General features: G+C 42.6%; 3 protein-coding genes. All 3 read right to left on the bottom strand.

Annotated elements, in window-relative coordinates:
* Nucleotides 1-20: 20 nt before the first annotated feature.
* The 3 genes from ltrA to RIL182_RS06835 all read right to left on the bottom strand — a co-directional run bounded on the left by ltrA (nucleotide 21) and on the right by RIL182_RS06835 (nucleotide 11586).
* Nucleotides 21-1304, bottom strand: a complete 1284-nt coding sequence (gene ltrA / locus RIL182_RS06845) for a group II intron reverse transcriptase/maturase (protein ID WP_157351184.1) — start codon at nucleotides 1302-1304, stop codon at nucleotides 21-23.
* A 562-nt stretch (nucleotides 1305-1866) separates the two neighbouring features.
* Complete coding sequence (locus tag RIL182_RS06840) at nucleotides 1867-2898, bottom strand: PDDEXK nuclease domain-containing protein (protein WP_006859382.1); 1032 nt, start codon at nucleotides 2896-2898, stop codon at nucleotides 1867-1869.
* 171 nt (nucleotides 2899-3069) lie between these two features.
* Complete coding sequence (locus RIL182_RS06835; protein ID WP_456300132.1) at nucleotides 3070-11586, bottom strand: DUF3849 domain-containing protein; 8517 nt, start codon at nucleotides 11584-11586, stop codon at nucleotides 3070-3072.
* Between the last annotated feature and the right edge of the window lie 16 nt (nucleotides 11587-11602).

Below are 11602 nucleotides of genomic sequence, written 5' to 3'. Positions count from 1 at the left end.
TACACGGCGGTTCAATCAACTTAACAAGTAACACACCTTTCGGTGTAGTAATCTAACATTGAGACTAATCCAAATGAAGTTAGTCTCTTTGTGCTTATAGCCTTTTGTATCCATCCATTGTGACACATGTGTGCATACCGATTGCCAGTATTTGCCACTTTATGTGCCGCCCATCTTGGAACGCCGAGTTTAACCAAATTCTTCTCTTTGTTTTGTGGTGTTTTCCAATGTTTCCAAATACACATGCGTATTCTATATCTAATGTTTCCATCAAGTTCTCTACAGAGAGTTTTCATACTACCTATCTTAAAGTAGTTAATCCATCCTCTGATAAGCTGATTAAGTCTCTCTACTTTATAGCTGTTGCTAACGCCCCAGCTACGACAAGTGAGTTCCCTCATCCTCTTCTTATACTTCATTACTGATTTTGCATGTGGTTTCGCCTTGAATTGCTGTGCACTTGTATCGTAGTAGAATCCAAACCCAAGGTATTTAATTCCTCTTGGTCTATCTACTTTGCTCTTCGTCATATTGACTTTAAGTCCTAGTTTTTCCTCAATGAATCGTGAGATATTTCTCATAACTCTATTCGCAGACATTTCACTTCCGACCATAATGATACAGTCATCCGCATACCGTACAAAGTTAAGTCCTCTCTTTTCCATTTCCTTGTCTAGTTCGTTCAGCATAATATTTGCCAATAATGGCGAGAGATTTCCACCTTGAGGTGTTCCCACGATAGAATCCTCATACTCATCGTCAATCATGATTCCACTGACTAGGTATTTTCTGACAATAGAGATAACATCTCCATCTTTAATAGTTCTACCTATGATAGTCATAAGTTTGTCATGATTTACTGTGTCAAAGAACTTTTCCAAGTCAATGTCTACAATCCAATCATTTCCGTCATTCATCATATCGAGTGCTGTAAGGATTGCTTGCTGTGCACATCTGTTCGGTCTGAATCCATAGCTATGGTCATGGAATTGTTCCTCATAGATTGGTGTTAAAACCTGTGCAATAGCTTGTTGTATGAATCTGTCTGTTACTGTCGGTACTCCCAGGTTTCTGACACCACCATCAGGCTTTGGTATCTCCACTCTTCGTACTGGTTGAGGTTTATATTTTCTTATCCTCAACTGTTCCTTGATAATTTCGCCGTTCTTTGCAAGATATTCCTTGAGTTCTGTGTACTTCATTCCGTCTACTCCCTCGGCACCTTTGTTTCGTACGACTTGCAGATATGCTCTGTTGAGATTATCGTTAGATAGTATCTGCTCCATTAGACTACTTGTGTCCATGCGTTCTTTCCTTTCCGTCCCGCTTGATTTGACCATCTTTTACCCGATTGGTTACGGCAGATGTTATCTCTTCTGCAATACGAGACATACTCAAACTTATTGATTGTTCGCCCCTTTGCTCTATCTCCATTACAGAGACTTCTTCACTACTATGGGCTCGGCTGACTTCTCACAGTTCGTTGTTACTAGGCTAATGAAACCCCTGTGAGACCTCCACGCTTAAGGTGCACGCTCTTTCCTCTCATCTATCCGCCACATCTACTCGTACTTCCAGCAACTTTAGGACTTCATCTCTTTTGGCAGACTTATCCGTATTTCCGAGCCTTATATGTGATTTCTGTCCGTCGGACCAAGAGTTTGCTTACAGCTTCCTTCAGATTCCACCTCACGATGGACACCCTTGCTGTTCTGCTATACACTTCCTCGTTGCCTAGGCGTGTTCGGGACTTTCACCCATTAGAGCGCGCCCATGGCGCGCAAACCAAAAAAGACAACCATTTCTGATTGTCTTTTCAGGTAGTGCCTATTAAATTTTGATATATAGCTATCCTATATTACTTCGTTATTTATCTGCTTTCTTTTTTTCATCCTGCTCTAAAATATTATTTACTAATTTTTGAAGCTCTTTGCGATCAGGCAGATACAACTCATATTTTGACACAAACAAATTACTGTCCATACCATAAGTTGCATATTCCACAAGCAGCTCATCTTTATTATGGCTCAGAATAATACCAATCGGTGGATTATCGTCTGCCATGTTTTCTTCCTTTGCAAAATATCCCATGTACATATTCATCTGACCAATATCTACATGCTGTACTGAATTTTTCTTCAAATCAATCAGCACAAAACATTTCAAAATTCTATGATAAAATACCAAATCCACATGGTAGTGAATATTATTTACCGTCAAAGGATACTGCCTGCCGACAAAGGTAAAGCCTTTTCCCAATTCTAACAGGAATTTTTGAATATTATCAATAATTTTCTGTTCCAAATCTTCCTCACTGTAACGATCTTTTTCCGGAAGTCCCAAAAATTCTAATGTGTAAGTATCCTTGATGATGTCCTCCGGCTTATCATAGGTAATTCCCTCATTTGCAAGTGCCAAAATCCCCTCTTTATCCCTGCTTGTCGCTAATCTAAGAAATAATGCTGAATCCATCTGCCGTCTGAGCGTTCTTACGTCCCACTTTTCTTTATAACATTCTTTTTCGTAAAAACTTCGTTCTAATTCATCATCAATCTTTATCAGTTCACAGATATGCGACCATGTCAATTTGTCAGACACTGTCTGACAATTCTCATAACAAAGATAAAACTTCCTCATATTGTTAAGATTGGGTCTGCTGTACCCTCGCCCCAATCGCAAAGTAAGCTGATGAGATAATGTTGTTAATAATTTTGAACCGTATGCTGCTTTTACATTTCCATCCTGCTCAAACTCAACAATATATTTTCCGATTGTCCAATAGGTTTGGGTTATCACACTGTTTACTTTTTCGGCTAATTCTTTTTTTGCATTTGAAACCGTTGTTTCAATCTCATCCACCAATGGCTGAAGCATATTATTCTGCTCTAAATCATTCATAATATATCCTTTCCGAATTTGTCAGACAGTGTCTGACAAATTCAATTTTCGTTTTTATGTATTTCATTATGTCCAGATCTTTTTATTTCAACTTTTCACAATTTGCTCTATTAAAATATTGCCCTTGAACTAATATTATATTTCATATTGGAATAAAAAGAAATAGCGTAATTACAAAAACTCCTCCTTCCTCTTATCTCGATTTCCAGATTTTTCCATACTATTTCCCGTAGCTTTTATTTTCATCTCTGCAAGCCGTTCCTTCAAAGACACCCTCTGCACTGGCTTATCTGCCACCCGTTCTGACTTCAAACCATTCTGCCTTGCAGATTGGTTGACATCCTGTCCAAAAGTTCCCGTCCGTTCCGTTCCCTGCTCCGGTGTATCATCGTCCATGCCGGTACCATCATCGCCCTTTTCATCCATATTAAGCAGGGCATTTAGGGCAGACAGGCGGTCTAATTTTTCTGCCAGCTCCTCTTCCTGTGCAAAAGGTTTCTGCACTTCCACCTTTGCCGTTTCAAGCTGATGCTCCACATTGTTCAGTTTGGTCTTTGCTTCTGCAAGCTCTTTTGGCATAGACTCCAGTGCATGATTGATACGGGCGATATTACCAAGCGGATCAGAACCTATTTCCAGATTATGGGATAACTGTCCTTTGACATTCATCACAAATTTATGGTTAAAGGAATCAAAGGATACAGACATTTTAAAGCCCGCATACTCGCCTATCATTGCCGGGGCATTAACACTCTTTATCTCTTTGCACATTTCCACAAGAGCAGTTCCGGCTTCTTTTTTATCTGTGTAGAGCTTATCCCCGACTTTCATTGTAAACTGCTCTTTATCTGCCGGAAGATTTTCCTTTGCAGTCTGAATATCCGTCTGCATACCACTGATACGTTCCTTTAAAATAGTTATCTGTTGCGGGTAGTGCTTCGTGATGTTGTCCTCCAGCCTGTACTTCTGGCTTGTATGGTTTGCCTTCATCAGCTTCAGCTTCGATACCTGTATATCCAGGTCCATCTTTTCCTTGATGTAGGGATTGCCCGTTGCAAGTGCTTTGACCTCCGCATAGGTAAGTGCCGCTTCATCCACATCCTCACAGCTTCGTACCGGAGATTTGCTTGTCATGATCTGTCCGATAAATTTCTGCTTGTTCTCGATAAGCTGCCAACTGTACGAATCGAAGGTTCCTTCCGTCACATACCGGAAAATCTTTACTTTCGGATTAAGGTTTCCCTGTCTTAAAATACGTCCTTCCTGCTGTTCTATATCAGAAGGACGCCACGGTACATCCAGATGATGTAATGCGATGAGTCTGTCCTGCACGTTGGTTCCGGCTCCCATTTTCTGCGTGGAACCAAGCAAAAAGCGAACCTGTCCGCTTCTTACTTTTCCGAACAGCTCCGCTTTCCTAAGCTCCGTATTTGCATCATGGATAAAGGCAATTTCATTCTCCGGCACTCCCTTTTCCATCAGTTTCTTTTTGATATCTTCATATACATTAAAAGTACCATCTCCCTTCGGCGTTGACAAATCGCAGAAAATAAGCTGCGTGGACTTCTGTTCCTTTGTCTGCTCCCATATTTCAAATGCTTTCTCCACACAAGTAGCAGCCTTTGAATTTTCATCATCAGGAAGCATGTCGTTGATAAGCCTCTGATCCAGTGCTAATTTTCTGCCGTCATTGGTGATTTTCAGCATATTATCCTCATGGGGCTGTACCATTCTGTCACGCACTGCTTCGGCTCGTTCTGCAAGGGAAGCCACCATATCCTTCTGGTATTCACTCGGCTTTAACACCACATTTTCATATTCTGCTTCCGGCACAGGAAGGTTTAGCATATCCGGTGTCTGAATATCTGCACTCTCCTTAAAAAGTGCAATCAATTCCGGCAGGTTGAAGAATTTCGCAAACCTTGTTTTTGCCCGGTATCCTGTTCCCTCCGGTGCAAGCTCTATGGCGGTCTGTGTTTCGCCAAAGGATGATGCCCAACTGTCAAAATGACCAAGTCCCAGCTTCTGCAGCGTACCATACTGAAGGTATCGCATATTGGTATAAAGCTCTGTCATACTGTTGGAAATCGGAGTACCTGTTGCAAAAGTAACGCCTTTTCCACCTGTCAGCTCGTCAAGGTACTGGCACTTTGCAAACATATCCGAGGACTTCTGTGCTTCTGACTGTGCAATACCCGCCACATTCCTCATTTTCGTATAAAGGAACAGATTTTTATAATTATGTGACTCGTCCACAAAGAGCCTGTCCACACCAAGCTGCTCAAAAGTTACCACGTTGTCCTTCCTTGATGTATCGTTTAGTTTCTCAAGCCTTGTCTGCAAAGACTTCCGTGATTTTTCCATCTGCTTAATGGTGTACCGCTCCCCATTGTCGGCTTTTGCCTGCTCTATGGCAAGTTCAATCTCATCAATCTGGCGTTCTATAATGGCAATCTGTCTTTCCTGTGAAAGTGGGATTTTCTCAAACTGCGAATGACCGATAATGACCGCATCATAATCCCCGGTGGCAATTCTGGAACAGAATTTCTTCCGGTTGGCAGGCTCAAAATCTTTCTTTGTAGCTGCAAGTATATTCGCTCCGGGATACAATCGTAAAAAGTCACTTGCCCACTGCTCCGTAAGGTGGTTCGGTACGACAAATAATGATTTCTGGCATAAGCCAAGCCGCTTACTCTCCATAGCCGCCGCTGTCATTTCAAAGGTCTTTCCTGCTCCCACGCAATGGGCAAGCAGTGTATTATCCCCGTAAAGCACATGTGCCACCGCATTTTTCTGGTGTGGCTTCATCTCAATATCTGGTGTCATGCCAGGGAATTTCAGATGTGAACCGTCATATTCCCTCGGTCTGGTGGAATTGAAAAGACGGTTATATTTTTCCACAAGTACCTGCCTGCGTTCCGGATCACGAAATACCCAGTCTTTAAATGCTTCCCTTATGGCTTCCTGTTTCTGGCTCGCTATAGTAGTTTCCTTCTTATTCAGGACTCTCTTTTCCTTGCCGTCCTCCTCTATGGTGTCATACACACGACTGTCCTTCAGATTAAGGGAATCTTCTAAAATCTGGTACGCATTTCTCCGGCTGGTTCCATAGGTCACATTTACAAGGGCATTGCCATAATCCGCATTTTTTCCCTTTACGTTCCATTGTCCGGTGACATCGGAATATTGAATACCCACAATGTTCCGGTCAAACAGATGATGTGGTGTTTCAATAGTATCCCTCATGAAATCCTCGATATATTTCGGATCAATCCATGTGGCACCAATACGCACCTCAATCTCGGAAGCATCCAGTTCTTTCGGCTGCACCTGTGTAAGTGCCTGCACGTTTACGGCATATTCCGGGTGGTTCTCGGCATAAACTTTCGCAATTTCCAGCTTATCACGTACATTTCCACTTAAATACTCATCCGCTGTTTCCCATCTGTCCGTCACAGGATTTTGAAAGATAATGCCTGTCAGCTCCTCCTTGATTTTTCCAAGCATCTTATCATATTTTTCGCTGTCCATATAGTCAGCTTTGTCCATAAGCAGCCCTGCCATATAGTCAAGGTCTATTCCCGCCTTTTCCGATAAAGACACCGCCAGTGCTTCACTTGCCGTATCCACGCTTGTAACGACTTCTGCTTTCTTAATGGTACGCTTCGTGAACATATCCGCCTTGCCCTTGAAATTGCCCTCATCATCCAGCTTTTCCAGAGAACACAGCAGGCAATAACTGCTGTCCTGATTGAAAGCTCTCTTGTTGGTCTGCGAATTGATTAAACCGAATTTCTTGGAAAAAACATCATACAGCGTGTTGAGTTCTGCTTGTTTTTCCTTGATTGCGCTGTCGGAATATTCTTCCAACTGCAAATTGATAAGTTCCTGCGTACAGTTACGGATACCCACCATCCCCTTAATACGCTCCTGCATGGTTTCCGTCATATCCACAGGCTTCATAATGGAATTTTCCCGGTAATATACCTTATTGTCCACAAGCGTGTAGCTGTAATTCTTTACATCCGGGTCTGCCGGAATAGTGGCATCGGCAAGCTCGTCTGCCAGTTCATCCATTTCTACGGCTTCTATCTCCCCATCTATACGGCTTACCGCTTCCTTTAACTGCTCCACAAATGGTCTTGTGGTATCGGGCATACAGGTACTTTCCATACCATATGGTCCGCTGACCATTTCCATTTTTCCTACAATCATCTCAGGATGTTCAACAAAATAACTGTTCATGGCAATGCCGTTCTCATCTTCTGACAAATGCACCCATTCCGGCTCCAAGTCCATCACACGGTCACGTTTCTTTAAAAATAAAATATCGGAAGTAACTTCTGTTCCTGCATTTTCCTTAAATGCCGTATTAGGAAGCCTGACTGCACCGAGAAGCTCTGCCCTCTGTGCAAGATACTTTCTGACCTCCGGGCTTTTCTTATCCATAGTTCCTTTAGAAGTAACAAAAGCAACCACACCACCAGGACGAACCTTATCCAATGTCTTTGCAAAGAAATAATCATGTATCAGGAAATTGTTTTTATCATACTGTTTATCGGCTACCTTGTACTGTCCGAATGGCACGTTGCCGATTGCAACATCAAAGAAATCATTGGGATAATCCGTTTTTTCAAAACCTGTGATTTTAATATCCACTTTCGGATAAAGCTGCTTTGCTATCCTTCCGGTAATCCCATCAAGCTCCACTCCATAAAGTCTGCTTTCCTGCATCTTCTCCGGCAGCATACCGAAGAAATTTCCGATACCCATTGCCGGCTCTAAAACATTTCCTTTTTCAAAGCCCATGTTCTCCAGTGCTTCATAAATACTACGGATAATCATAGGGCTTGTATAGTGGGCATTTAAGGTACTCTCCCTTGCGGAAGCATACTCTGCATCCGATAACAGTTCTTTTAATTCCCGGTATTCTACCGCCCAGGCACTTTTGCTTTCATCAAAGGCATCTGCCAAACCGCCCCAGCCGACATACTGTGATAAAATCTTTTGTTCCTCCGGTGTTGCAAGACGGCTTTCACTTTCTATCTGCTCCAGCATACGGATTGCTTCCACATTCCTTCTGAATTTTTCCTTTGCCCCGCCAATGCCAAGAGCATCATCCGTAATACGGAAATTGACTGCATTTGATCTGTCAATCTGTGGTTCTGACTTTTGGACATCCTGTCCAGATGTGTTCTGCACAACTTCTGCCACCAAAGGCTGCTCCAGACTATCATCACTGCCCTCAAATCGTGCAAAAACTTCTGCTTCATGGCGGTCAATATCCCTCTCTACCATGATGTTCAGATAATCTTCCTCTATCTCTGTCCTGTCCGGCTTATGGTCATATTCTATATGAATATCTCCATTTACCTCTGCATAATAAAACTCACTATCCTCTGTGGAATTGCCAAGCAGATAAGTGTCCTCCCCGGACTTCCATTGATCAACATGTATGCAGTTCTGTCCGTCAATAGTAATAGTGTTTTCTTCTGCCGCTTGTGCTGCAAGTTCCTTCTCATGCTCAATATATCTTCTTGTCTGGTTAATAAATCCATTTAATACAGCAGGATGGGAAGTCACAATCAAATCCCTGTTTTCAATCATGGCATAAGGCTCGATTTCCTTTGCCCATTCCTTGTTATCCGGTGAAAATCTGCCATCATGACTAAAGTGCATAACTGTATTGGCAAGTACATAAGCAACTCTTTCGCTTCCATATTCACGAATAACATCTTCCGCAGTTTCCTTTGGCAGTCGGTATCCGTCAAACTTCTCCGCAATCGCTTTTTCTATTGCTTCTTTGCAGGATACTTTTGTGTCACGTTCTATTTTCTCCTGTGCTTTCTGCATAGCCTTTCTGGCTTCATCTTCTTTATACGCAGCATAGGCTTCTTTCCCTTCTGGAGATAAATACCTATCCTCCTCAATCAGTTTCCGGATACGCCTTTCTACAACATTCCATGATAAAAGTACCTCTGTGTAAGGCTCCATGATACTGCCTTTCTCCAACTTGATACCCTTTGCATCATGATTTTCATTACTTCTGTCAGTTCCAGCAAGTGCCGGGGAACTGCCTCCTGTTCCATATTCGTTTTTAAGAAAAGTAACTGCCTCCTTGCTGTCATGCCCCTCCTTAAAATAATCATAGATTCGGAAAGAGCCATGTGCAAACCCGCTTCCCCTTCCAAGCCTGCGGTCTATCTCATCCTGTGTAATAAAATCCTCTTTCTTAATCTCCACATTATCAGCAGTAGGAAAGGTTAGCTTTTCCAAAAGCAGATTATCAAGTTCTGCTCTAAGCTCCTCCTTTGATATTATGGAACGAAAACGAAGTTCCTTCTCTCCGATTTCAATCTGCTGTAATGCTTTGTCCATATCAGATGCAACAAGTTCCACTCCTTCCGGCGTTGATAATAATTCCACCAGTCTTGAATGAGCATCCGGATAATTACTAAGTTTCAGCTCCAGCTCCTCCGGCATTTCTCCAATCCCATCACGGAAAAAGAAAAAAATATGATTTGCAAGACGAACATGTTCGCTTTCATCCACGAGATAGGCTTCATTTGCTCCCATGTAAGTGCCATTTTCCACCTGTAAACGTATTTCCTTTTCTACTTCCTGCCAACTCATGATAGCTACAGGATATTCCAACGCAGATGTCCCATGTCCGATGCTCATTCCCTGCTCATCAAACCATACCGATACCTGTTTTCCATCAAATTCAAAACCCTTTCCGGTAGTACCGTATTCCTTTTGAAGAAAAACCGCCATTTCTTCCGGCGTCTTTCCCTGCTGATACTTGGCATAGATACGTTTTCTGCTGTTTTCCTTTCCTCCACCGCTTCTGAGGATTGTGTCAATTTGCTCCTGCGGTATTTGAGTAGAGAGTGGTACTATACTTGTTTCCTCTGCCTGTTTCATGGCAATATTTCCTACCTGCTCCGAAAACATGGAAAAAAGGTCGAGCTGTTTATACATTCCATCCGTATCAATCTGCTCTGCCACTTCTCCCGGAAGAAGATACACCCCGTCCTCTATATAAGAATTAACAAGAAATCTGGCATCTTTCCATGAGATTCTCGTTTCCGCTTCACGGGTGAGATAACTCCCTTTCCACATGGTAAGTCCATCTTCATCGGCACGATACCCTGCCCTTGTTTGTCCTATATACAGCTCTGTAAACTCCTCCATGCGGAAAGAATTTTTCAGATAGTCCGTCTGGAGTCTTGCATCCTGCTCCATCTGGAAATAGCCTGCTATCTCCGGTCTTTTATGAACGAAGTGTTTATCAAAGCACAAGATACCTTTTTTAAGGTCAGTAAAATCTTCCTCTTGTGCATTATCCAAAAAAGAACCGGATAATGAATTACTTCCACTATCCGGCTCCGATTGTTCCTCATTCTGTTCTATTCTGCTGTCTAAATGTAAATCAGCTCCTTCAGCACGATTTCCTCCGCTGACTGTCTGATGTTGTTCATCTTCGCTACCCAGCTCATCTGATCGGCTGCTTTCATTTCCTCGTTCACTCCCTCTTTCTGCGCCATCTGTCCGGTCAGCATTTCCATTCTCTGCTCTGCCTGCTCCTGTGTCTCCAGACAATGCTCTTTCAGAGTTCCTTTCAGAATCATTCCCTGATAAATTCCTTTCCTGTGTTCCTTCAGAAAGTTCTTCCTCATCAGACCGTACTTCGTAAGTGTCCCCTGCGGCTCCTCGTTCGGCATCAGGTTCGGTATCAGATAATCCCCGTTCTTCTCGTATGTCAGTTTCATATGCTGTTTCCTCCGTTTCCATTTTATTTGCTTCATTTTCGCTTTCACGCTTTAACGCATTATAGCGTGGCTCAGACTCATTTGCAAGCTCTTTTTTGGCATTTTTCTCAAGGCTTTCATACTGTTCCCCATTTACCTTGTTTTTTGCCTTATTTCGGGCAATTTGTCGATCATAGGCTGCAATGGTTCTTCCAATTTCCATCAGCACTGGTTTACACATTTCCGTAGTGGCGGTTCCGAGAACAGAAAGTGTATCCATTGTGCTGAAATCACTGATATAGCTGAAATCAAGTTCATCCTTCCATATCTCCATATCCGCACCACAGCGGGATAAAAGCGTGTATGCGATACTTGCGGATAATGTCTCCCGAAGTCTGATTCCAACATTAAATTCGTCTAATTCATCAAGAAAGCTCCCTTCCTTTGCATAGGAAATTTCCGGAAGAAGCTCCTCATAATAATCTCCGGCAATCCTGGCAGCCAGTTCTATTATCCTGTTTTCAAATGGCAGTGTGCTGTCCGTTTTCCCATAAGTTTTTTCAAGCTGTTCCATAACAGCATTTTTATGTTCCTCCTGAAGCTCCCACAGATAAGGGTCACGCCCAATTCTTCTTGCTTTATGAACATCTGATACATCAAAGACATATTTTAATCTGGGACGTTCACTCTCCGTATCAATGAGTGCAATACCCTTTGCTCCACGGTTGACCCAGCAATTCATTTTCTCATTCCATGTTTCAAGAGAAGCACAGGCAGACGCATCCGGTCTTTGAGCATAGATTAACATCTGCTCATTAAAAGGATATTTGTATAACCTTGCAGCCGTGGTCAGATATCTTGTCCATGCCTGTTCATTTTTTGCAATCTCTCTGGCGGTTTCCTCCGCCATTATGGAGATCATCTGGTATTTTGTTATCATCGACTTTCCTCCT

The sequence above is a fragment of the Roseburia intestinalis L1-82 genome (genome assembly GCF_900537995.1).
Lineage (GTDB): Bacteria > Bacillota > Clostridia > Lachnospirales > Lachnospiraceae > Roseburia > Roseburia intestinalis.
Note: the sequence above shows the minus strand (reverse complement) of the source record. Positions and strands in the feature narration are given on the sequence as shown.

Excerpts from the sequence above, each read along its gene's own strand:
- ltrA (WP_157351184.1), bottom strand. The coding sequence starts at position 1,304 with ATGGACACAAGTAGTCTAATGGAGCAGATACTATCTAACGATAATCTC.
- RIL182_RS06840 (WP_006859382.1), bottom strand. The coding sequence starts at position 2,898 with ATGAATGATTTAGAGCAGAATAATATGCTTCAGCCATTGGTGGATGAG.